Here is a 23,775-nt window from a genome sequence, read left to right as displayed (position 1 = left end):
AATCTTTATAGTTACAATGAGTTGTACAGAAGAGAGTCTATATTAAAAATAATCAATAAGTGAAAACAGTTATTGTTTTTTTTAACTATATAAAAATTTTAATTATTTTAAATGTTAATTTAATATCTGGTAAATAATAAACAAATATTGTCTTTTTTCTGTTCGAGTTTATTACATCGATGAAATTAAATAGTGTTAATAATATACCTATAACTAGGTATTAATTGTTTTTAATAAATCGAGTTTACTAATTTGAAAAAAGTGTCGTAGCCGTCATGATTTAACGCTCCATTACCATTATACTAACGAAGCCCTTACCCTATTGATACAAAGGATATGAAGATGGAAGACAAATTAAAACAAAGCGCTCTAGATTTTCATGAATTTCCCGTACCTGGCAAAATCACCGTAACACCAACAAAACCACTCATAACCCAACGTGATTTAGCATTAGCTTATTCACCAGGCGTCGCCGTTCCTTGTTTAGAAATTGCAGCAAATCCTCTTGCTGCTTATCGCTACACAGCAAAAGGTAACCTTGTCGCGGTGATTTCAAATGGTACTGCGGTACTTGGACTTGGAAATATCGGCGCTTTAGCTGGTAAGCCTGTGATGGAAGGTAAAGGCGTTTTGTTTAAGAAGTTTTCTGGCATTGATGTTTTTGACATCGAAGTAAATGAAACAGATCCTGATAAACTTGTTGATATTATTGCGTCATTAGAGCCAACATTTGGTGGTATTAACCTCGAAGATATTAAAGCACCAGAGTGTTTCTATATCGAGAAAAAGCTGCGTGAGAAAATGAATATTCCTGTATTCCATGATGATCAGCATGGTACAGCGATTATCTCTACAGCCGCTATTCTCAATGGTTTGCGTATTATTAAAAAAGAAATTAGCAAAGTAAAATTAGTGGTATCAGGAGCGGGTGCCGCGTCAATTGCGTGTATGAATTTATTAGTTGCTTTAGGGTTAACACGCGAAAACATCACAGTATGTGACTCTAAAGGGGTTATTTATCGTGGACGTGAAGCTAATATGGCAGAAACCAAAGCTGCTTATGCGATAGAAGATAACGGCGCTCGTACATTAGATGATGTTATTAATAATGCTGATATTTTCTTAGGTTGTTCAGGGCCCGGTGTATTAACGCAAGAAATGGTCAAAAAAATGGCACGAGACCCACTGATTCTCGCGCTTGCAAATCCAGAACCTGAAATTTTACCACCGTTAGCGAAAGCAGTACGTTCAGATGCAATTATCTGTACAGGACGTTCTGACTACCCAAATCAGGTTAATAACGTATTGTGTTTTCCCTTCATCTTCCGTGGTGCATTAGACGTTGGTGCGACGACAATTAATGAAGAGATGAAACTTGCTTGTGTTCATGCGATAGCCGAATTAGCATTAGCTGAACAAAACGAAGAAGTTGCTTCTGCCTATGGTGATCAGGAGCTCTCTTTTGGTCCTGAATATATTATTCCAAAACCGTTTGATCCACGTTTGATTGTGAAAATTGCGCCAGCTGTTGCAAAAGCAGCAATGGATTCTGGTGTTGCAACACGTCCAATTGAAGATTTCTCTGCTTATATTGAACACCTTAATGAGTTTGTTTATAAAACAAACTTATTTATGAAGCCTATTTTCTCTCAAGCGAAAAAAGAGAAAAAACGTATTGTGTTAGCAGAAGGGGAAGAAAACCGTGTCCTGCATGCAACACAAGAATTAGTCACATTAGGATTAGCCACACCAATCTTAATTGGTCGCCCTAGTGTAATTGAAATGCGTATTCAGAAATTGGGTTTACATATTAAAGCGGGTAAAGACTTTGAAGTGGTGAATAATGAAAATGACCCACGTTTCAAAGAGTATTGGCAAGAATATCACCAAATTATGAAGCGTCGCGGTGTATCACAAGAGCAAGCTCGCCGTGCGATGATTGGCAATCCAACACTTATTGGCGCCATTATGGTGCGCAGAGGTGAAGCAGATGGTCTGATTTGCGGTACAGTGGGCAGCTATTCTGAACATTTTGAAATCTACAAAAATGTGTTTGGTTTACGTGAAGGAATGGAGACAGCAGGGGCAATGAATGCCCTGTTATTGCCAAGCGGTAATACCTTTATTACAGACACTTACGTCAATGAAGATCCGACGGCAGAACAACTAGCCGATATTACGATTATGGCCGCTAATACTATTCGTCGTTTTGGTATTGAGCCAAAAGCTGCGTTGGTTTCTCGTTCAAGCTTTGGCTCATTTGATAGCCCATCTTCAATCAAACTCAGAAAAGCATTAGAGATAATCAAACAACGTGCACCTGAATTAGAAATTGATGGTGAAATGCATGCAGATGCAGCATTAGTAGAATCTATTCGTCGTGATGTGATGCCAGATAGCCCATTAAAAGGCTCTGCAAACTTGTTAGTGATGCCAACAATGGAAGCCGCACGTATTAGCTATAATTTACTACGTGTAACGAGCTCTGATGGTGTGACTGTAGGGCCAGTATTAATGGGGGTTGCTAAGCCTGCTCATATTTTGACGCCAATAGCATCAGTACGTCGTATCGTGAATATGGTGGCATTAGCGGTTGTTGAAGCTCAGGCTCAATCTCAAAATTAATTGTTACTAATTAAATAGTTGTATACATAAAAAGCGCCTTTTATCCGGCGCTTTTTTTATACGTTTAAAATAGATAGTAATTATTAAATACAAATTAATATGAGAATGATATTGATAATTATTATTAATAATATTAATCTAGCAATCCAATTAAAATAAGTATATATAACTAATAGGATGATTATGTTTTTCTCAATATCAAAAAGGATCTTACTACTCGTCTCATTAATAAGCCTTTCAGCATGTCATTCGATAGAAAAACAACCAGTATCAACCATAGATCTAGAAATGATTCAGTCGGCAAACATCATTGATACACGAACTGGGCAATCCATCACGGCAGATACACTGTTAACACGATTAGCAAGTCAATCACGTGTGATTATTGGTGAAAAACATGACAATGCTTATCATCATGATATTGAATATTGGTTAATGACAGAACTGCCTAAAAAGCGCCCTCAAGGCGCCGTTTTACTCGAGATGTTAACACCAAGCCAGCAATCCTTAGTTGATAACACAAAGAAACGTTATTCTGGTTCTGAATATCTACGGGATGAACGTCTAATGGCGGCATTAAAATGGAATTCAGGTTGGCCTTGGAAATGGTACGGTAATATTGTTAAAGCTGGGCTAAGCGCTGATTATCCTTTATTAGCTGCTAATATTGACCGTAGCGAAATATCTAGCGCGTATAAAAATCCTCCTGTTATTGATGGTGTGCATTCAACAGATATATCTGTTCGCCAACTCATTCAAAAAACAATCGAGCTTTCTCATGGCGGTGAACTTGATGAAACACAAGCCGAAAAAATGACGGCTATTCAACAATTGCGTGATCGTGCAATGGCAAAAAGTTTATTAGATGCACCGACGCCCGCACTTTTAATTGCTGGCTCTTTTCATGCCACAAAAGTAATGGGTGTACCTTTACACGTTACTGATTTAGCACCACATGAAAACGTGACAGTCGTGATAATGGTGGAAAAGGGAAGTGATATTACTTCAGTTCATGCGGATTATCTTTGGATAACACCTGTTGCATTACCTTAATTTCTTGATAACACGAATATGATTATTTCATCTTGTATGGATCAAATACCAAAATTTCAGCTTTATAGTTTTAAGGCATTGATTTTAGCTATCGGTGTACATGCTGTTTTTGTCATAGCTTATTTTTATTTCAATAAAGAGAAGGCGGTATTTATACAAGAGCCCGAATTAGCTGTAATGATGAGCTTAAGTGAAAACGTACAAGCAATCAGCGATGAAACACAGGTTATAGGCGTCGATCAACAACTGGCAGTGGCAAGCCAAAAAAAGGTAGAGCAAGATATTGCTGAAAAACAACCCGATCTGGTTGTGAATGAAAATGCAGATATTTTGTTCGAAAAGCCGAAAAAAAGAGTCAATATTGAGCAGACAGCTAAAACGATACCTGTTACTTCGCCTGTAAAACCAGCACCTACTGTTAGTGAAGATGTGTCTAGCCAATCAGCACCTTCAAGTAGTCGCTCTGCGGCGAAACAGCAATCTAATGATGTTAGTGCAAATTATGACAGCGATTCAGATAGTTCAGAAAGCGCGTTAGCATTATGGCAATCTAAAACAAAAGGGCACCTTAATCGCTATAAAGACTATCCTGAAGAAGCAAAAAACAAAGGTAGAACAGGTATCTCTAAAGTGCGCTTTATTGTTGATGAACAAGGTTATGTTATATCGAGTGAATTAATTCTCAGTAGTGGCGTGCGTTCTTTAGACAGAGAAGCACAAAGAGTACTCAAACGTGCTGAACCCTTGCCTACACCGCCTCTCGAGTTATTGTCGAAAGGTAAAATAATGGTTGAAATGCCAATTGAGTTTTCTACACTAATGTTCTAACGACAGGTTAAAAGGAAATAAACATTATGTTAATCGCAACAAAAAAACGGATGACGTTAAAATTAACGAGTGCGATCATGGCATTGTTAATTTCAGCAACACCTGCATTGGCTCAAAATCAGAAGGACTCCCTAGTGATGCCACCAAAAGCAAATAAAATACCTCACGTGATGACAGCGCATGGAGATACGCGTACCGACAATTATTATTGGTTACGAGATGATTCACGTAAAGATCCCAAAGTGCTCGATTATCTGAATGCAGAAAATGCTTATACTGAATCAGTGATGAAAGAAGGTAACGCCCTTGAGGAAACACTCTTCAATGAGATGGTAAGCCGTATGGCTCAAAACGATGAATCAGTGCCTTATATTTATAACGGATATACGTATCGTACTATTTATCAAGAAGGTAAAAATTTCCCTATTTATCAGCGTAAACCAGTAAATAGTGAAGGTGAATGGGAGGTTCTCGTTGATGGAAACGAACGTGCTAAAGGGCACGAATTCTATCAATTAGGTGATCTGACAATTAGCCCAGATAACAAACGTATTGCTATTGCTGAAGATAAAGAAGGGCGTAGAAACTATAATGTTGCCTATAAAGATTTATCGGATAATGTATGGAAAGAGAATGTGTTAACCAATATCTCAGCAAACTTAGTATGGGCAAATGATAGCAAAACACTATTTTATGTTGATAAAGATCCGCAAACGCTACTGCCTTATCAAATCTATCGCCATCAATATGGCACTGATCGTAAACAAGATGTCAAAATCTTCGAAGAAAACGATGATCGCTTTTATACATGGATGGGTAAAAGTAAATCTGAAGATTACATTCTGGTCTCTATTGAAAGTTCAACAACCTCAGAATCACGTTTAATTGACGCAAATGCGCCAGAAAAACCGATGGTTGTTTTCTCTGCTCGTCAAGAAGGGCGTGAATATGATATCGAGCATTTCAATGGCGAATTCTATATTCGTTCGAATCATGAGAGTGAACTATTTGGCCTTTATAAAACCGCGTCAATCGATAAGCCTTGGGAAACTGTTATTGCACCACAAAAAGATGTCGATTTAGAAGGTTTTGATCTCTTTAATCGCTGGTTGGTTGTTGAAGAAAGAAAACAAGGTCTCGTGTTATTACGCCAGATTGATTGGAAAACAGGTCAATCAACTTATGTTACGTTTGACGATCCTGTTTATATGGCATGGCTAGGGTTTAACCCGCAAGCAGATAGCGAAGAGCTTCGCTTTGGTTATACTTCTATGACAACGCCGTCTTCAACTTATCAATGGAATATGCAAACGCATCAAAAGCAGTTACTTAAACAACAAGAAGTAAAAGGCTTTGAACGCGATCTGTATGAAAGTGAGCGTATTTGGGTAAAAGCACAAGATGGTGTTGAAGTTCCTGTATCATTGGTTTATCGCAAAGATTTATTTAAGAAAGGTGAAAACCCTATCTTAATTTATGGCTATGGCTCTTACGGTAGTAGCATTGATCCTTCATTTAGCTCACCTCGTTTAAGTTTGTTAGACAGAGGCTTTGTTTATGCGATTGTGCATGTGCGTGGTGGTGGTGAATTAGGTAAGCGTTGGTATAACCAAGGTAAAATGGAACATAAAGTTAATACTTTTACTGACTTTATTGATGCCACTAAATACCTAATTGCCAAAGGTTATGGAGCACCTAAACATGTTTATGCAATGGGAGGCAGTGCGGGAGGATTATTAATGGGCGCCGTTGTGAATATGGCACCAGAATTATACCGTGGTGTGGTATCTCAAGTTCCATTCGTGGACGTTGTGACAACAATGCTCGATGCTTCAATTCCTTTAACAACAGGGGAATATGAAGAGTGGGGGGATCCTGCGGATAAAGAAGTTTATTTCCGCTTAAAATCGTATAGCCCATACGATAATGTGGTTGCTAAGGACTATCCTCATTTATTAGTCACAACAGGATTACATGACTCACAAGTACAATATTGGGAGCCTGCAAAATGGGTTGCTAAATTACGTGAATTAAAAACAGATAATAACCTACTATTGCTTGATACTAATATGAGTGCAGGGCATGGTGGCAAATCAGGACGTTTTAATCGTTTACGTGATACAGCAAAAGAATATGCCTTTATTCTGATGTTAGAACAGCCTGACGTCTATTTTAAAACTCAAAATATAAAATAGAATAATCGGTATAATAAATCAGTTTAATAATTTAGCCTGTCTCTCTTTAAGAGGGACAGTGCTATTATTTAAAACGAATATAACAATAATAATATTTTCTAGTTTAATCACTTTATATTTATATAAAGCAACGTGAGCCTATTTAAATAAAAATAAAGAATAGGTTTATTATGAAAGTTACAAGGAAAATACTTAGCACTCTTATTTTATTTTCGGGTGTTAATCATTTTGTCATCGCATCTGAAACAGATAAAGCAGTTCAATTTAGTAGCTTAAAAGTTTCATCAGCACAAAAAGAAACACCAGAACAAAAAGCATTGGGAAAACCGGGGGCTTATAGCGCTATTGGTGAAATTAATAATCTTGAATCTGTAGAACAAGCATTACGTTCAACGCCAGGAACGTATACTCAAATGGATGTAAGTCAACCGGGCGTTAGTGTCAATATTCGCGGGCTTAGTGGTTTTGGGCGTGTGAATATGATGGTGGATGGTGTCACACAAACAACATATAGCACATCACCTAGTCAAATTAGCCATGGCGGCCAACCATATAACCAATTTAATAGCATGCTTGACCCAAACTTTATTGTTCAAGTGGATATTTCGCGAGGCCAACAAGATGGTGAAAATAGCATCAATGCCTTGGCAGGTAGCGCTAACTTTAAAACTATTGGTGTAGAAGATGTTTTATTTAAAGGGAATTCATGGGGAGTAAGAAGTAAAGCTGCTGGTGGTACGAATGGTCTAGGTTATAACGGTATGGTTGCTTTTGCTGGGCAACGTTCCCTATTTAATGATGATGGTTCAGTTGGCGCAATGCTTGCTTTAAGTGGACATAAAATAGAATCGTCTTATAAGAATGGTGCAGGATTTAATAGTGAAGAATTTGCCACTAATAAACACTTTAATCAAAAACCACATTCAGAATTGGCGAAAATTAATATTAAACCTAATGACTCTCATGAATTAGAATTAAGTGGTCGATTTTATAATAATAATTTTAATAGGCGTAAAATTGATGCCAAAGATTATTATGCAAAATATCGCTATACGCCATTAAATGACCTTTTTGATAGTGAAATTCGCTTAAGTCACAGCCAAGCATCTCAAAAATTTGAAGGTGATTCTTTAATGAGCTTGCGTAATGCAAATGCAGAAAATATCTCTGATTCATTAGTGGCTAAAAATACTAGTCGTTTTAATTATGGTGAATTAGATATGGCATTTACATTAGGTTCAAAGTTAATGTTTACAGAATATAAACGTAGCGTTATTGCCCCATCGACAGATGCTTGGCAAGCAAACAATATGGTTGAAAATAACGCGTTTGCACCTAAAGGGAAAAATAATTTAACCAGCTTCTTTTCACAAATGAAATTTGAATATGACATTTATACGTTAGATCTCAATTTAAATTATGTGGATTACAATATAAAAGGACATAAACCGGCGTGTGCTAGCCGTGATGCGTGTTTCCCTGAAGGTGCAATGGATCTTAATCGCCATGATAGAAATTGGGAGCCGGGAATGCTAATTGCAGCTGAAATTATTCCTGAATTTCAGCCTTTTGCAAGTTATGCTTACACTATGAGAGCGCCAACTTCACAAGAGATCTTCTTTGCCAATGAAGGTGGTGCGTCAATGAACCCATATTTAAAGAGTGAAAAGGCTGATACATTCCAACTTGGATTTAATAGTTATCGTCCTGATTTAATTATTGAAGGGGATAGCTTACGATTTAAAGGATTGTGGTATCACACCAAGATCAAAAATTATATTTCTAGTGAATCTTTTATCGTGTGTAAAGGAGGGATCCGTTGTAGAGCGGATGATTCACTAACATTGGATGACTACGCCAATATGGAAAATGATGGTAATATTCATCTTCATACTAACAGTATCGATCCTGTGACTTTGCGTGGTTATGAGTTACAAGCTAATTATGATGCAGGGATATTTTACGCTAACCTTTCCTATAGTGATCAACGCACTTCACAACCCACATCAATTGCGAGTTTAGATTTTGGACAAACTCCGGCTTCAGAACTTCCTAAATATTATGCCACTATTGATACTGGTGTTCGCTTCTTTGATGACCGGTCATTAGAATTAGGCACAGTGATCCAAATAACAGGTAAATCACGTAAATCTGCACCGGAAGGAATAGACTACGATTTAGGTATAGTACCTATGGTAGAGCAAGAAAAAATCCCAACGATAATTGACGTTTACAGTAATTATCAAATTAATAAAAATGTCTCATTGAAATTTGCTGTGCATAATTTAATGAATAAAAATTATTCTAATGCACTTGATAGAAGTAATTCATCACCAATTATGCAAGATCCGGGGGCTAACACACAGACCGCTCGCGGTAGAAGTTACTTGTTTGCAGGAGAAGTGCGTTTTTAGTATTCAATGATAATTATCTAAAAATACCATCTGAATAGATAAATAATAAAAGACGGCATCAAATATGATTTTGATGCCGTCTTTCTTTTGTATGAAATTAAATCAGCAATGAAGGTTAATTATCACTTTTAGTGGTTGTTTTACGTTTTGTTCTTATTTTTTGTGTTTTAACTACTTCACTAGTGATCCAGCCATCTTCAACACGGGTTTTTAGTGGATCACCCACTTTTACTTGTTTAGTATTTTTCAGCACCTCTCCAGACACTGTTTCACTAATACTGTAACCGCGAGAAAGTGTTGCGAGAGGGCTCACACTTTCTAATCGAGAACAGCTAATTGCAAACTGTTCACGTTGACGAGATAACTGTTGTGAAATACTTTCTCGCATACGGTAAATCAACAGTTGTTGTTGACGAAGTAATGCCTGAATTTGGGAGCTAGGTTCTTGGTAGTTAAGGCGTTTTTGTAGTTGTATTTGTTGATGTTGCTTGGCTTGAAATAGTCGTTGAAAACTAGAAACTAAACGCTGTTGTGTGGAAGCTAATACATTTTGCTGACGAGCAAGGCGTAAATGAGGATGCTGTTGCTGCAAACGATGATGGAGCTGTGTTATTGCACGAAGTTTTTTCGCTAAATAGTAATCCATTGCCATTTCGAGGCGTTGTTGTTGCGATTGTAATTGGCGCAATAGCTCAAGTTTGTTACGACTAATGAGTTCTGCCGCAGCAGAGGGGGTTGGTGCTCTAAGGTCGGCAATAAAATCAGCAATGGTCACATCGGTTTCATGACCAACTGCACTCACAATTGGAATTTCACTGGCAAAAATAGCACGAGCAACACGTTCATCATTAAACGCCCAGAGATCTTCTAATGAACCACCACCACGGCCAACAATTAAAACATCACACTCTTTACGGCGATTAGCAAGTTCGATGGCATGAACAATCTGCATAGGCGCTTCAATACCTTGAACAGCAGTAGGGTAGATAAGCACAGGTAATGAAGGATCACGACGGCGAAGAATATTTAAAATATCGTGTAATGCTGCACCCGTTGAAGATGTGATGACCCCGATTTGTTTTGCTGGTGATGGCAACGGTTTTTTGTAAATGGCATCAAATAATCCTTCTGCACTGAGTTTTTGTTTTAATAGTTCAAATTGTTGTTGTAGAAGTCCGTCACCAGCTGGTTGCATACTTTCAACAATCAATTGGTAATCGCCTCGTGGTTCATACAAGGTAATTGTTGCGCGAACTAAGACTTGCTGACCATGCTGAGGGCGAAAAGTTACTTTAGTATTTTGCCCACGAAACATCGCAGCTCTAATTTGGGCATTAGTATCCTTTAACGTAAAATACCAGTGACCAGAAGAGGGCTGAGTAAAATTGGAAATTTCAGCACTGATCCAAATGCGACCCATTTCCATTTCTAATAACTGGCGAACGGTCTTATTTAGACGGCTAACAGTAAAAATATTATTGTTTATCGGTAGTGTCATGTGAGCCAGATCAAATTTTAAAACAAAGACTTAATTGATTGATACTACCTAAGTTAGTGGTAGGGTCAATAAAATTTTTGAAAAAAAGCTAGAAGCAACCGATTTCGGTGTGTATAATGCCGCGGCAATATTTTCTATTTCCTAAAAGCCGCCTTGGTGAGATATTGCTATGTTACGAATTAAAAAAGAAGCACTTACATTTGATGATGTTTTGTTAGTTCCTGCACACTCCACTGTTCTTCCTAATACTGCCGACTTATCTACTCAACTGACTGAAACAATCCGCCTAAATGTTCCTATGCTTTCTGCTGCAATGGACACTGTGACTGAAGCCCCTTTAGCTATTGCATTAGCTCAAGAAGGTGGAATTGGTTTTATCCACAAAAACATGTCTATCGAACGCCAAGCTGAAGAAGTTCGTCGCGTGAAAAAACATGAAAGTGGTGTTGTCACTGATCCTATCACCGTAACACCGGAAACTTCTTTACGTGAAGTTCAAGCAATGACTGAACGCAATGGCTTTGCGGGTTATCCTGTTGTGACTAATGATAACGAATTAGTTGGTATTATTACTGGCCGTGATGTTCGTTTTGTTACTGATTTAGACCAACCCGTTACTGCGGTAATGACACCTAAAGAACGTTTAGTTACGGTACAAGAAGGTGAAGCACGCGATATCGTTATGCAAAAAATGCATGAAAAACGTGTAGAAAAAGCGTTAGTGGTTGATAACCACTTCCACCTGAAAGGTATGATCACAGTAAAAGATTTCAAAAAAGCAGAACGTAAACCTAATGCTTGTAAAGACGAACACGGTCGTTTACGTGTAGGTGCAGCTGTTGGTGCGGGTGCAGGTAATGAAGAGCGCGTGGCAGCATTAGTCGCGGCTGGTGTAGATGTTTTACTGATTGACTCTTCTCACGGTCATTCTGAAGGTGTATTACAACGTATTCGTGATACTCGTGCTTTATATCCTAACTTACCTATTATTGGTGGTAATGTTGCAACTGCAGAAGGTGCTTTAGCATTAGCTGATGCTGGTGTAAGCGCAGTTAAAGTAGGTATTGGTCCAGGATCAATTTGTACAACACGTATCGTAACAGGCGTTGGTGTACCGCAAATTACCGCTATTGCAGATGCAGTAGAAGCACTGAAAGATCGCAACATTCCTGTTATTGCAGATGGCGGTATTCGTTTCTCTGGTGATATTGCAAAAGCATTAGCAGCAGGCGCGGCTTGTGTTATGGTTGGTTCAATGTTTGCAGGTACTGAAGAATCTCCGGGCGAAATCGAACTGTTCCAAGGCCGTTCTTATAAATCCTATCGTGGCATGGGTTCATTAGGTGCAATGTCTAAAGGTTCATCAGATCGTTACTTCCAAACTGATAATGCAGCAGACAAATTAGTACCAGAAGGTATCGAAGGCCGTGTTGCTTATAAAGGTTTATTGAAAACTATCGTTCACCAACAAATGGGTGGTTTACGTTCATGCATGGGCTTAACAGGCTGCGCAACAATTAAAGAGTTGAATACCAAAGCTGAATTTGTCCGTATCAGTGGTGCTGGTATTCAAGAAAGCCATGTTCATGATGTGACTATCACGAAAGAATCACCTAACTATCGTTTAGGCATGTAATTTATCCCGAGAAAGGCTTGTTTTAGTTATTACCTTGTTTTAATTATAAATTAGCAAGCCTTTCAACTTTATGACTTTATCTGTTTTGGAATTCACCACAAATGACAGCAAATATCCATAATCATCGCATTCTTATCCTTGATTTCGGTTCACAATATACGCAGCTTATTGCTCGTCGTATCCGTGAAATCGGCGTTTATTGTGAACTCTGGGCATGGGATGTTACAGAAGAACAAATTCGTGAATTTAATCCTAATGGTATTATTCTGTCTGGTGGCCCTGAAAGTACTACAGAAGACAATAGTCCTCGAGCACCCGAGTATGTCTTTAATGCAGGCGTTCCTGTATTAGGAATTTGTTATGGTATGCAAACGATGTCGATGCAATTAGGTGGCGACGTCGAAGTTTCTGGTGAGCGTGAATTTGGTTATTCACAAGTTGAAATTCGTGAAACTTGTGCACTGTTCAATGATATTCAAGATTCAGTTAGCGAAGATGGCAAACCATTATTAGATGTGTGGATGAGCCACGGTGACAAAGTTACTGCTATTCCATCAGACTTTGTGACAGTAGCTAGCACCGAAACTTGCCCATTTGCTATTATGGCCAATGAAGAAAAACGCTTTTATGGTGTTCAATTCCATCCAGAAGTTACACATACTCATCAAGGCTTAGCGATTTTAAAACGTTTCGTTTTAGATATTTGTGGCTGTGATGCTCTGTGGACTTCTGCCGCAATTATTGAAGATACCGTTGCTCGTTTAAAAGAGCAAATTGGTGATGATCACGTTATTTTAGCGTTATCAGGTGGTGTTGATTCTTCAGTGACTGCATTACTGTTAAACCGTGCAATTGGTAAGCGTTTAACATGTGTGTTTGTTGATAACGGTTTATTGCGTCTGAATGAAGCAGAACAAGTTATGGAAATGTTTAAAGGTAAATTTGACCTAAATATTATCCATGTTGAAGCAGAAAATCGTTTCTTAACTGCGTTAAAAGGCGAAAACGATCCTGAGAAAAAACGCAAAATCATTGGTCATACATTCATTGAAATCTTTGATGAAGAAGCCGTTAAACAGCCACAAGTTAAATGGTTAGCACAAGGTACTATCTATCCTGATGTGATTGAATCAGCCGCATCAGCAACGGGTAAAGCTCATGTGATTAAATCGCATCACAACGTGGGTGGTTTACCAGAAGATATGAAGTTGGGCTTAGTTGAGCCATTAAAAGAGCTGTTTAAAGACGAAGTACGTAAGATTGGTCTAGAGTTAGGTTTACCATACGATATGCTTTATCGTCACCCATTCCCAGGACCTGGTTTAGGGGTTCGTGTATTAGGTGAGATCAAGAAAGAGTACTGTGATTTATTACGTCGTGCTGATGCTATTTTTATTGAAGAATTGCATAAAGCTGACCTATATAACAAAGTAAGCCAAGCATTTACTGTGTTCTTACCTGTACGTTCAGTAGGCGTTATGGGCGATGGTCGTAAATATGACTGGGTTGTTTCATTACGTGCCGTTGAAACTGTGGACTTTATGACAGCGCATTGGGCTCACTTACCTTATGACTTCTTAGGCCGTGTTTCTAACCGCATTATTAATGAAGTTAGTGGTATCTCCCGCGTCGTTTATGATATTAGCGGTAAACCACCAGCAACTATTGAGTGGGAATAATCCCCAAATAAGAATCAGCTGGCACTGACTGGCAAAATAACGACTTAAGCCCATGTAAAAATGGGCTTTTTTGTTTTTATAGCTTGCCGTATCTGGCACTTATTAGCAGCGTCAAGCACAAGTTGAATGTGGTATTAAAGTCGGTATTATCGCAAGCAGATGCCATGCACACTGACTGATACCATGCGATAGTTTTTGATCCTTACATGGTATTAAAAATAAGTAATTCTTTGTTTTTAAAGGAATTGAATTATAGTTTCCTACGGTTGTTTTGCATGGTATCAAAACGTTAAAAAAGGATGAAAATGAATGCTGACTGATACCAAACTAAGAAATTTAAAACCGAAAGAAAAACTCTATAAAGTGAATGATAGAGATGGGCTGTATGTCGCTGTAACGCCTGCTGGCTCTGTCTCTTTTCGTTATAACTACGCTATTAATGGCAGACAGGAAACGGTGACTTTTGGTCGTTATGGTATTGGAGGGATAACTTTAGCTGAAGCCAGAAAGCGGCTAGGGGAAGCCAAAAGAATGGTGGCAGATGGTAAGTCCCTGGCTAGAGAAAAAGCCAGAGATAAAGCGAGAATTAAAGGTGCGGAAACATTTGGTACATGGGCTGAAAAGTGGCTTCGTGGCTATCAAATGGCAGATTCTACACGGGATATGCGGCGATCAGTTTATACCAGGGAACTCAAGGGCAAATTTGGCAACCAAAAGTTAAATGAAATCACGCACGAAGACTTACGGGCGATCACTGACACTATTGTTGAACGTGGCCAGAAGGTAGAAAATCCAGCAGATTTAGTGAGACCTGCAAGTATTGCTAAATTTGAACCCAGAGATCGCTCGTTAACGCCAGGTGAAATTGGTTTAATGTATCGCTACCTTGAGAAGGTTGGGACAACGCCCTCAATTCGGGTAGCTGTAAAACTGCTATTGTTAACAATGGTACGTAAAAGTGAGTTAACGAATGCCACCTGGAGTGAAATTAATTTCAGTGAAGCAATTTGGACAATCCCAAAAGAGCGAATGAAACGTCGCAATCCGCATTTGGTTTTCTTATCGCGTCAGGTAATGGATATTTTAGTTGCCTTAAAAACCTTTGCAGGCGGTTCTGATTTTATTCTACCATCGCGCTATGATTCAGATGCACCAATGAGTAGTGCAACAATGAATCGGGTACTGGATCTCACCTATAAAGCAGCACAAAAAGACGGGCACGACCTTGCTAAATTTGGGCCTCACGATTTGCGCAGAACAGCGAGTACATTGCTACATGAAGCTGGTTATAACTCGGATTGGATAGAGAAATGCCTGGCGCACGAGCAAAAAGGGGTTAGGGCAGTGTATAATAAGGCAGAGTACCGTGAGCAGCGCACCGCTATGTTGCAGGATTGGGCAGATATGATTGATGAGTGGATACTCTAAACTATTAATGTAAAGGTACTCAGCCAAGATTTGGCCTGACATAGTTATTGTACAAAGCCAAATCTAACCTTATGGGTATGAAGAACCTGGAAAATCAATATTCTTCAGGTTCTTCTTCTGTTTCTTGAGGTAAAGATGGGAGGTTGTAGATATCATCAGGTGTGAAACCTGAAATCAGCTCGAGTAATCTTTCTGAGGAAAGTATTGGTTGTTTTTTGCTTCGTTCATATTCGTTATGAGAAAAACGTCCTTCATCTACCCAGTCGAAATACCTATTAATGCTACCAATTAGAGTATTACAAGTATGTTTATTGCTACTTGTACTACCGATTGAGTATTGTCCTGCTGTGAAGCGAATAGACGATTTTGCAATATAGGATAAGTCTTTGCCGCTGAGTGTTGATAAATTTATTCGTTCTATCGTAGCCTCGTTCAGGGTAAATTCTCTTGCCCAGTTTTCATCAACGTTACCGAGATAATACTCAAATGAGCTGTAAAAATAACCTGTCGTTATGAGTTGACGGATTTGCCAAGCTACCTCATTTTTATCATTTCGGCGCTCTAACTCTTCTAACAATATTGGTAATGCCATCAATCGGTTATCTGAAATACCTATGACATTTAAATGAAATTTAGCATTCCACAGTATTTCATTAAAGTGTTCCAGTACAGAATTATCCAGAGAATTAAAAGAGGATTTGGAAATTTTAATGAATCCATTGATTGCTAGGGACTGGAAAAGTGTTTCTGTGATTGTATCTGAAGGAAATATGTATTTCCCAGAATGTTTTAATGTTTTGAATCCCCAATCATCACCGCAGCCATCAACAAACGCACATAAAATCATTAGCATTCGAGTTGATATTTTTTCAAGTGAGGAAGGAGGAATATATTCAGGATTTAATGGGTGATTAGTTCTCGCACCAATTTTTTCCTCTAGTTTGGTAATTGAGTGTCTGAGAGATGCGGCTTTCTCGTCATCACTAATATAATCTACCCAGTAATTAGCTTCCTCAATATCAGCCATAGCTATAGCTGCATGTACTGTATTAAATGCTAGTGAACTTAGATAGTTTGTGCATCCACCCGAAAGGTTGGGAGCATCAAAAAAATGCCCTGCAATATCTAGGCTGTGTTTGGGATTTTTATCAATGCTAAAATAGGATTCAAAAAAAAGCAGACTTTGAGATGTGTATTCACCAACTTGATTGGATATGAAATTAGTTAATTTTTCAAGGGTTTGAAGTTGACGTGAATTATCCAGCAGGATACGGTGAGTTACTTCATAAAAGGTTAATAACTGTGTATTGTTCAGAATATTGATATCAAAAATAGGTAACTCTTTATTAAAAGACGATGAAGTACCCATCAAACAATTGAAGTAAGTAGTATATTGTTGTTTTGTACCAGAAAGAATAAATGCCTTGATGATTTCCATATAGGGGCTATGTGAGCCATCATTTTTCACCAAGGAAAGTACTGTATAAATTTGTTCGCTAAATTCATACCGTTTATCTTGGTTTAATGCTGATTGAATTAGTGGTGTAATTGGGTGGTCAGAAAATGCAATCAAGTTCAGAATAGCCTGCCTTTCTGTTTGAAACGATTTTTCCTCCCTTGCCACTACAGCTTTGCTGAAATAATAATCTACAGTAGTCTCGCTAGTTTCTTCTGTATGAAGGATGACCTTTTCACAAACAGAGAGGAAACTTTCTTGTTTCTGAATTGGTATTTGCTCTTGGCATGGCTTAGTCGCACGAAATTTACGAGAGAGATTAGCTTTAACTTGCTTTTTATTCCGCTTTTTCATCACTTAAATCCATCAAATAGCTTTGGACAAAGTGTACCGTGTAGTAGTCGCGAGCTCAATGATACAGATAATTTATTGAACATTTACTTTTGGTGGTGAGTGAGCCATTAAAGTAGGTCTTCACTTTTATTGAAAATTTGATGAGAATTTTAGCTACCATCCACTTAAGTCTAATTTTTACTCAAGTAAGTGAAACTCTTCACGTACAGAGAGTATTGCCTTAGAAACAGCCTGGTTTGACAATGATTTATTGGTAATTTCTCCAAGCTTGATACCAATCTGTTGGTTAGACAAACCTTGCTTACGGAGAACAAGCATACGTTTTTTGTTATCAGTCAGTCGGGAGTCAACCATTCTTCGTGCCAAATCGCGAAGTTCAGCTACATTGGTGGGGTCGAGTGGTGAATCAAACATATAATGATAAAAATACTCATCAATTAGGGTATCACCAGATTTTGCATTATAGCGATCAGGATGAGCGATTTGGCATCGGAGTCTTAGAAGTTCTTGCTCAAATTGTTCTTTAGAGCGTATGGCTTGCTTATACATGGCGTTCCATGAGCCATCATGTAATTTTGGTCGATGATTTAAGCAGTATGTATGGCTCAAGTCTGGGCGCTTTTTTTTTCCCTCTTTCTCATAGTCGTCGTATTCATCATCTTCAACAGTACCATATTTTTCCCATGTACTAATAAACATGGAAAATTCTGTTAGGTTCCCACAACAGGCGCAAAGCCTCATTTTCCTTTCGGTATTTAAATGAATGTCAGGAGCTAATTTAGTTCTTTTAGGTCGTTTTTCTTCACAAAGAGAAAATAGCTCTTTAAGCATATCCTGAGTCGAAATAAATAAAAGATCTTGTTCTGTGTATGTGCAATGATTAATAAAATCACGCAGATAAATATGAATTTGGTCGATAACAAAATGGAAACCTTTTAGTTTGATTAGCTCACTATAGGTTAAGTTTTCTTTTGATATTGGGCTATAGCGTAAGTATGTTTTTGGAAGAGTAACTAAATACTCAGCTATAGCGGGATCAATTATTTTTTCAATCAGTGTAATTATATTATGACTTTTGGACTCCAAGGAATATGAGTGCCAATTTTCTCGAAATAGGCTAACAGCGTTGGATACAGACATATCGGAATACTTCCAAATAGGGATATAAAATTCACCAAGCCTATATTGCGCTTTTTCTTCTGTTTCAATCATTCAGCATCCAACCTTTTTGTCCAATCTATGACAGTAACATACTGGAATCGTCAGGCATCATCAACTAAAGAATGACGAAAAGATTGGAGAAGCTATGAATGCTTTAGTAACGAAAAAAACGCTGATCAACCGTAAGACATTGTTGAAAATGATCCCATTGTCAGACCGAACCATCTACAACCTCGAGCAACGAGGGGAGTTTCCTCGTCGTATTGTGCTGACAAGTCGGAGCGTTGCCTGGGATTTGGTTGAAGTTGAAAACTGGATAGAAGAAAGACGCAGATCACTGTTAAAAGCGGCTAGACCAGGAGATTTATGCAGGGAGTTATCATGGCGATTGAAATAATGTCTGCATTTACAAATGAACCACCTCTATTTGACTATGTTTTACCCAATATGGTCGCTGGGACTGTAGGGGCAATAGTTGCTCCAGGAGGTGTAGGTAAGTCTATGCTGGCTTTGCAATTAGCTGTTCAGATAGCGGGTGGGCCTGATTTATTAGGAATGGGGGAGCTAATGACAGGTAATGTAGCGTATTTACCTGCTGAAGATCCAACGATAGCGATATATCACAGACTATATGCTTTAGGTGCAAGTCTTACTTATAAGCAGCAGCAATCTGTGGCAAATGCACTCATGATTGAACCTTTAATTGGCAAATCCCCAAATGTTATGTCTTCTGAATGGTTTGATGATTTACGCAATATAGCAAAAAATAGGCGTTTATTAATTTTGGATACTTTAAGGCGCTTTCATATTGAAGAAGAAAATGCCAGTGGCCCAATGGCGCAAGTAATTGCAAAAATGGAAGCGATATCAACCGAGACAAATTGCTCAATCATCTTCCTGCACCATTCAAGCAAAGGAGCTGCCATGATGCGTACGGGAGACCAGCAACAAGCCAGCCGAGGTTCCTCTGTATTAGTCGATAATATCCGTTGGCAATCATATCTATCAGCTATGACACCTGAAGAGGCAGCTGAGTGGGGTATAGAGCATAGCCAAAGGAACTATTTTGTTCGCTTTGGTATCAGTAAAGCAAATTATGGTGAGCCTTTTACTGAACGCTGGTTTCAACGTCATGAGGGCGGGGTGTTATTACCAGTTACTTTGACAAAAAAGAAACGCCAGAACGTAACCAGAAACAAAGCAGTGGTGATGAGCGATGACGATAACTGGTAAGAGGCTTGTTCCAACAAGCACAGTTTTACAGGCGAGAGTGGTTATTTATCAGCCGAGTAAAAAGCCTTTAGAGCGTAAAGGTCAGTGGATTGATACTTCATTTGGCAGGTGCAGAGTGACAGGAAGACTGGGTCAACGGCACGCTGATATTGTTAAAAGTATGCTTTTCGTGGCAGAACGTAGGCGAGACATAAATGATGGCGGAATAGAATTGCTGGTCGACCCTGCAAAACTGAGGAAAGTATTATCAGACAATCAATATAGTGGAGGAAGGTTAAATAAATTACTTCTGGAGTTGAAGGCTGCAACAGTCGAAATTGTGACTCCAAAACTTGATCAAATTGGGGAGCGTATTATTGGTGGCTTAATTGATCATGTTATTCCGTCACCAATGACGAGGAATAATCCTCTTCCGGATAGTCAGGGAGGAGTTCGCAGGCTTTGGAAGGTAAGACTAGGTATCGCGCTTGTTATGTTACTGGAGCGTGATTTGTCTTTATATTATCGGCCTGAATTAATTGCACGACTGAAACATGGAATTAGCCAGGCAGTAGCTCGCCATGTACTAACACATAATAATAACCCGCCTGGTGGTTGGTATCTTGATACATTATTTGTCGCAGTAAGTGGCAATGATGTTAGCGCAAAGACAATGAGTAATTATCGAACCAGAATTAAAGATGATATAGAAAGTTTGCGCGTTATAGGCGTTGATATCAATTCAGAAAATCGGATCAAACGACTCACAGGGGCCCGATATTTTTTGGTTTTGGCAGGATCTTTAGAATTATTCAGGATATACAAAAGGTGTATTGCCCGCTTTATGCGGACATAACACCTAAATTCAATCGGCATACGCCGATGGTTTGAACGCCAAGAAAGGAACAAAGTTTTATCTGTGAAATAAAGCTTCTTTCCTGGCGTTTGGTTCGCCCAAAGGGCTAATCAATAAAATGATGTTTTAACACTACTAGAACACAACTCAAACGCTATTGAAATGCTATTTGAGCACTATAACGACACTATTTAATCGCTGTTTTATCACTAAATTATTAAATGATAGTAAGAATGTGGCGATATAAAGCAGTTAATTTAGGTATAGCGAAAAAATAGCGATTTATTGTATGAGTATGAAGTGAAGTAATGAACTCTGAAGTTAGGGCAGGATAGGTGAAGTAGGACTACCAACAAGTTGTTAGTCGCTCTTCACTCGATTTTATTCGCACTTCGGTGCTCAACAATAAATCCTGCTCTACGAGGTTATAATCTACCGCTATTAATGAGGTGATGATGAATAAAGAATTAAACGAAACACGGAAGAATAGCACGCCTATAAAAGTTTATTGTTTGCGAAGTGAAAAAGAGAATATTGAATCTCAAGCTAGAAAAGCAGGTATGAGTGTTGCTAAATATTTACGGGAAGTAGGTCAAGGCTATCGAATAACAGGAATAGTTGATTATGAATGTGTTAGAGAGCTAGCAAAAATAAATGGTGATTTAGGTCGGTTAGGAGGGCTATTAAAATTATGGCTAACAAATAATATCAAAACAAAAAACATTAGCAGTGTAACCATAAGAGCAGTATTAAACAAAATAGAATCTAATCAAAATGAAATAGGAAGAATAATGAAAGATATTGTAATGCGAAAATAATAGTAAACTTTAGTGGCTAAAATTTACTTCAGACTTAAAAAATAAATATCCAGTAATTAAAAGCAGCATCTTAATGTTAATTATCTTTTATAAAGAGGTATACCTATGCAAAAAATAAAAATTTTAGCGGCTAAAATTATGTTTGTCGCTTCAATTTCAACTGTGACTTACATACAGCCTCCAATTGCTATGTCAGTAGGCATTCCCGTACTTGATGGTACGAATTTAAGCCAGAACATTATGTCTGCTATGGAAGCTGTAGCCCAAACAGCGAAGCAAATTGAACAGTACCAAACTCAACTACAACAATATGAAAATCAATTACAAAACACATTAGCACCTGCAGCCTATATCTGGGATCAGGCTCAAACTACGATTGATAATTTATTACAGGCAACGGATACACTTCAGCACTATCAGAATCAATTAGGAAGCTTGGATGCATACCTGAGTAAATTCCAGGATGTTTCATATTATCGAGGATCTCCTTGCTTTAATGGTACAGGCGGATGCACGCCATCAGAAAAAAAAGCAATGGAAGAAAATCGCATATTGGCTTTTGAATCGCAGAAATCTGCGAACGATGCGCTATTTCGTGGATTAGATCAGCAGCAAAAAAATATACAAGAAGATGCAAGGAAATTACAACGTTTACAACAAGCAGCCCAAGGCGCTAATGGACAATTAGCAGCAATTGGTTATGCAAACCAATTGGCGAGTAATCAGGCAAACCAGCTATTACAAATTCGTAGTTTATTAATTACTCAGCAGAATGCCGCTGCGGCTAGATTATCCTCTGAACTGGATGATGAGGCTCGCGGTGCAGCAAGAGAAAAGCAATTACGGACATGGAATTATCAACCAAGCCCAACCGATAATTATTGAGGTAATAAATATGAATAATTTATTTTTTATCGCGTTGACTTTATTTTGTGTTTTTTTAACTGGATGTGAAAGGACAATAATAGAGGCTAATAAAATAACATGCCATGAAGATAATTATGAAAAGTCATTATCGGAAATTAAAGATAAGAGTTTACAGGAAATATTTATTGGTGAATGTAACTCCATAAGAAAATCGAAGGGAATGAGAGAGTGGGAATTTAAATCAAGTCCAGAAGACAACTTTTAAGGGAATAAATTATGAAAGTCACTATCTCATGTTGTTTCTTAATTATATTAGGGTTATTTCCTGATATTGCATTAGCACAAGAACTAAGTAGTAGTGGTGTGATGAATGATGTTCTTAATCGTTTTCATAGTGCAGCTTCAACCTGGGCTCCAACAATAGAAGGCGCTGCCAGTCGGTTATTTTGGACATTAGTAACCATTTCTATGGTGTGGACGTTTGGCATGATGGCGCTACGTAAAGCGGATATTGGTGAGTTCTTTGCTGAATTGGTTCGTTTTACTATTTTCACGGGTTTCTATTGGTGGTTACTCTCCAATGCAACACATGGAATGAATATAGCAGGTTCAATAGTGGATTCATTACAACAGTTGGGTGCCGAGGCGGGAGGGCTAAGTAGCAGTAAATTAGGCCCTTCCAGCATTTTAGATATGGGCTTTGAATTATATGACAGAACTGTTGAGGCAACTTCAGAATTAAGCTGGAAGGAGTTTGCCACAGCTTTAATGATGGAGCTAATGGCATTGGCAGTACTGGTTGTATTAGCCATTATTTCAGTGAATTTATTATTACTGTTAGCTGCTAGTTGGATTTTATTATACGCAGGCGTGTTTTTCCTTGGTTTTGGCGGTTCCAGATGGACTTCTGACATGGCGATCAACTATTACAAATCCATTCTTGGTATAGCTGCACAGCTATTGTCTATGGTACTTATCGTCGCTATTGGTAAACAATTCTTGCTGGATTATCACAATAAAATCAGTGAGAACATGGCAAGCCAGGAATTAGCCGTGATGTTAGTTATTTCTCTTTGCTTACTGTTTTTAGTGAACAAGGTTCCACCGATGATTTCAGGCTTAGTTTCTGGCGGTAATATCGGAACGATGGGGATTGGTTCATTCGGTGCTGGAGCCGCGATGGGGACAGTGATGACGGCTGCCAGTATGGGAGCGACAGGAATGAAAATTGCAGGTAGTGCGATAGCAAGCGGAGCTGCTAATGCGACTAGTGGTATCAGCGCGATAAAGGCGGCTTTTGAGCAAGCACAAAGCAGCATGGCTGATGGAGCAATGCCAAGTGGAGGTAGTGAGACAACACAAAAGAGAAGCGCGAAGTCTAATACTGATTCAGGCGATTCACCTTTCAGCAAGGCCGCTGGTTTCGATTGCACGGACAGATCTTCTGTAAGCACCCAAAACCGTACTAAGGATGCAGATTCATCAATTCGTGATGATATGGCCGAGTTTTCCGATAATGCTTTGTCAGGAGGTGATAAACACAGCATGAATCAATCAACTACTGATAATGATGAGGTTAGTGACTTTGTTAATCGTAACAAATCAGATAAATAGAGGTATTGAACATGAAACAAAGTAGCTTCTTGGTCGCATTCGATTTGCTCGACTAGACTGCAGATTTAAATGCAAAAGTTG

The 23,775-nt window shown here is 38.5% G+C and carries 18 protein-coding genes; 15 read left to right on the top strand and 3 right to left on the bottom strand.

Going from position 1 to position 23,775, the window contains the following annotated elements; all coding sequences use genetic code 11:
- The first annotated feature begins 342 nt into the window (after nucleotides 1-342).
- The 5 genes from maeB (at nucleotide 343) to QSH13_RS05740 (ending at nucleotide 9,115) form a co-directional block, all read left to right on the top strand.
- Nucleotides 343-2,625, top strand: coding sequence for an NADP-dependent oxaloacetate-decarboxylating malate dehydrogenase (gene maeB, locus QSH13_RS05760; RefSeq protein WP_109398403.1), 2,283 nt, complete (start codon nucleotides 343-345; stop codon nucleotides 2,623-2,625).
- Nucleotides 2,626-2,808: 183 nt separating this feature from the next.
- Nucleotides 2,809-3,678, top strand: coding sequence for a ChaN family lipoprotein (locus QSH13_RS05755; RefSeq protein ID WP_109398402.1), 870 nt, complete (start codon nucleotides 2,809-2,811; stop codon nucleotides 3,676-3,678).
- 36 nt (nucleotides 3,679-3,714) lie between these two features.
- Complete coding sequence (locus QSH13_RS05750; protein WP_235375946.1) at nucleotides 3,715-4,506, top strand: energy transducer TonB; 792 nt, start codon at nucleotides 3,715-3,717, stop codon at nucleotides 4,504-4,506.
- A 26-nt stretch (nucleotides 4,507-4,532) separates the two neighbouring features.
- A complete protein-coding gene (locus QSH13_RS05745) occupies nucleotides 4,533-6,701 on the top strand; it encodes a S9 family peptidase (RefSeq protein ID WP_286038918.1) in 2,169 nt (722 codons plus the stop codon).
- 170 nt (nucleotides 6,702-6,871) lie between these two features.
- The gene (locus QSH13_RS05740; RefSeq protein WP_109406660.1) at nucleotides 6,872-9,115 is read left to right on the top strand and encodes a TonB-dependent receptor; all 2,244 of its coding nucleotides are present in this window, start codon (nucleotides 6,872-6,874) and stop codon (nucleotides 9,113-9,115) included.
- Between the two features lie 115 nt (nucleotides 9,116-9,230).
- Here QSH13_RS05740 and xseA read toward each other — a convergent pair whose 3' ends face one another.
- Complete coding sequence (xseA, locus tag QSH13_RS05735; protein WP_109406659.1) at nucleotides 9,231-10,613, bottom strand: exodeoxyribonuclease VII large subunit; 1,383 nt, start codon at nucleotides 10,611-10,613, stop codon at nucleotides 9,231-9,233.
- A gap of 169 nt (nucleotides 10,614-10,782) precedes the next feature.
- Between xseA and guaB the strand changes: the two genes are divergently transcribed.
- The 3 genes from guaB to QSH13_RS05720 all read left to right on the top strand — a co-directional run bounded on the left by guaB (nucleotide 10,783) and on the right by QSH13_RS05720 (nucleotide 15,356).
- A complete protein-coding gene (gene guaB / locus QSH13_RS05730) occupies nucleotides 10,783-12,249 on the top strand; it encodes an IMP dehydrogenase (RefSeq protein WP_109398397.1) in 1,467 nt (488 codons plus the stop codon).
- Between the two features lie 101 nt (nucleotides 12,250-12,350).
- Nucleotides 12,351-13,928, top strand: coding sequence for a glutamine-hydrolyzing GMP synthase (gene guaA, locus QSH13_RS05725; RefSeq protein WP_023581924.1), 1,578 nt, complete (start codon nucleotides 12,351-12,353; stop codon nucleotides 13,926-13,928).
- Nucleotides 13,929-14,237: 309 nt separating this feature from the next.
- The gene (locus QSH13_RS05720) at nucleotides 14,238-15,356 is read left to right on the top strand and encodes a tyrosine-type recombinase/integrase (protein WP_196544243.1); all 1,119 of its coding nucleotides are present in this window, start codon (nucleotides 14,238-14,240) and stop codon (nucleotides 15,354-15,356) included.
- Between the two features lie 94 nt (nucleotides 15,357-15,450).
- Here QSH13_RS05720 and QSH13_RS05715 read toward each other — a convergent pair whose 3' ends face one another.
- Entirely contained in the window at nucleotides 15,451-17,166 is a 1,716-nt protein-coding gene (locus tag QSH13_RS05715; protein ID WP_115983594.1) for a hypothetical protein, read from the bottom strand.
- Nucleotides 17,167-17,343: 177 nt separating this feature from the next.
- A complete protein-coding gene (locus QSH13_RS05710) occupies nucleotides 17,344-18,378 on the bottom strand; it encodes a LuxR family transcriptional regulator (protein ID WP_196544242.1) in 1,035 nt (344 codons plus the stop codon).
- Nucleotides 18,379-18,472: 94 nt separating this feature from the next.
- Here QSH13_RS05710 and QSH13_RS05705 point away from each other — a divergent pair, with 94 nt between their 5' ends.
- From QSH13_RS05705 to trbL, 7 genes are all read left to right on the top strand, one after another.
- Entirely contained in the window at nucleotides 18,473-18,724 is a 252-nt protein-coding gene (locus QSH13_RS05705; protein ID WP_196544241.1) for a helix-turn-helix transcriptional regulator, read from the top strand.
- On the top strand, nucleotides 18,709-19,560 hold the full coding sequence (locus QSH13_RS05700; protein WP_196544240.1) for a helicase RepA family protein: 852 nt from the start codon (nucleotides 18,709-18,711) through the stop codon (nucleotides 19,558-19,560). The genes QSH13_RS05705 and QSH13_RS05700 overlap by 16 nt, the downstream gene beginning before the upstream one ends.
- Nucleotides 19,544-20,395, top strand: a complete 852-nt coding sequence (locus QSH13_RS05695; RefSeq protein WP_235375947.1) for an ABC transporter ATPase — start codon at nucleotides 19,544-19,546, stop codon at nucleotides 20,393-20,395. The genes QSH13_RS05700 and QSH13_RS05695 overlap by 17 nt, the downstream gene beginning before the upstream one ends.
- 455 nt (nucleotides 20,396-20,850) lie before the next feature.
- Complete coding sequence (gene traJ / locus QSH13_RS05690; protein WP_238564006.1) at nucleotides 20,851-21,213, top strand: conjugal transfer transcriptional regulator TraJ; 363 nt, start codon at nucleotides 20,851-20,853, stop codon at nucleotides 21,211-21,213.
- 105 nt (nucleotides 21,214-21,318) lie between these two features.
- Complete coding sequence (gene trbJ, locus QSH13_RS05685; protein WP_196544238.1) at nucleotides 21,319-22,098, top strand: P-type conjugative transfer protein TrbJ; 780 nt, start codon at nucleotides 21,319-21,321, stop codon at nucleotides 22,096-22,098.
- Nucleotides 22,099-22,108: 10 nt separating this feature from the next.
- The gene (trbK, locus tag QSH13_RS05680; RefSeq protein WP_196544237.1) at nucleotides 22,109-22,345 is read left to right on the top strand and encodes an entry exclusion lipoprotein TrbK; all 237 of its coding nucleotides are present in this window, start codon (nucleotides 22,109-22,111) and stop codon (nucleotides 22,343-22,345) included.
- Between the two features lie 11 nt (nucleotides 22,346-22,356).
- A complete protein-coding gene (gene trbL, locus QSH13_RS05675; RefSeq protein WP_286038917.1) occupies nucleotides 22,357-23,694 on the top strand; it encodes a P-type conjugative transfer protein TrbL in 1,338 nt (445 codons plus the stop codon).
- Nucleotides 23,695-23,775: the final 81 nt, after the last annotated feature.

The organism is Proteus faecis (assembly GCF_030286765.1).
GTDB classification, from domain to species: Bacteria; Pseudomonadota; Gammaproteobacteria; order Enterobacterales; family Enterobacteriaceae; genus Proteus; species Proteus faecis.
This window is presented reverse-complemented; position numbering and strand designations above follow the sequence as displayed.

Excerpts from the sequence above, each read along its gene's own strand:
- maeB (WP_109398403.1), top strand. The coding sequence starts at position 343 with ATGGAAGACAAATTAAAACAAAGCGCTCTAGATTTTCATGAATTTCCC.
- QSH13_RS05715 (WP_115983594.1), bottom strand. The coding sequence starts at position 17,166 with ATGAAAAAGCGGAATAAAAAGCAAGTTAAAGCTAATCTCTCTCGTAAA.
- trbL (WP_286038917.1), top strand. The coding sequence starts at position 22,357 with ATGAAAGTCACTATCTCATGTTGTTTCTTAATTATATTAGGGTTATTT.
- trbK (WP_196544237.1), top strand. The coding sequence starts at position 22,109 with ATGAATAATTTATTTTTTATCGCGTTGACTTTATTTTGTGTTTTTTTA.
- guaB (WP_109398397.1), top strand. The coding sequence starts at position 10,783 with ATGTTACGAATTAAAAAAGAAGCACTTACATTTGATGATGTTTTGTTA.
- QSH13_RS05740 (WP_109406660.1), top strand. The coding sequence starts at position 6,872 with ATGAAAGTTACAAGGAAAATACTTAGCACTCTTATTTTATTTTCGGGT.
- QSH13_RS05710 (WP_196544242.1), bottom strand. The coding sequence starts at position 18,378 with ATGATTGAAACAGAAGAAAAAGCGCAATATAGGCTTGGTGAATTTTAT.
- QSH13_RS05755 (WP_109398402.1), top strand. The coding sequence starts at position 2,809 with ATGTTTTTCTCAATATCAAAAAGGATCTTACTACTCGTCTCATTAATA.
- traJ (WP_238564006.1), top strand. The coding sequence starts at position 20,851 with ATGAATAAAGAATTAAACGAAACACGGAAGAATAGCACGCCTATAAAA.
- QSH13_RS05745 (WP_286038918.1), top strand. The coding sequence starts at position 4,533 with ATGTTAATCGCAACAAAAAAACGGATGACGTTAAAATTAACGAGTGCG.
- guaA (WP_023581924.1), top strand. The coding sequence starts at position 12,351 with ATGACAGCAAATATCCATAATCATCGCATTCTTATCCTTGATTTCGGT.
- trbJ (WP_196544238.1), top strand. The coding sequence starts at position 21,319 with ATGCAAAAAATAAAAATTTTAGCGGCTAAAATTATGTTTGTCGCTTCA.
- QSH13_RS05705 (WP_196544241.1), top strand. The coding sequence starts at position 18,473 with ATGAATGCTTTAGTAACGAAAAAAACGCTGATCAACCGTAAGACATTG.
- xseA (WP_109406659.1), bottom strand. The coding sequence starts at position 10,613 with ATGACACTACCGATAAACAATAATATTTTTACTGTTAGCCGTCTAAAT.
- QSH13_RS05720 (WP_196544243.1), top strand. The coding sequence starts at position 14,238 with ATGCTGACTGATACCAAACTAAGAAATTTAAAACCGAAAGAAAAACTC.
- QSH13_RS05750 (WP_235375946.1), top strand. The coding sequence starts at position 3,715 with ATGGATCAAATACCAAAATTTCAGCTTTATAGTTTTAAGGCATTGATT.
- QSH13_RS05700 (WP_196544240.1), top strand. The coding sequence starts at position 18,709 with ATGGCGATTGAAATAATGTCTGCATTTACAAATGAACCACCTCTATTT.
- QSH13_RS05695 (WP_235375947.1), top strand. The coding sequence starts at position 19,544 with ATGACGATAACTGGTAAGAGGCTTGTTCCAACAAGCACAGTTTTACAG.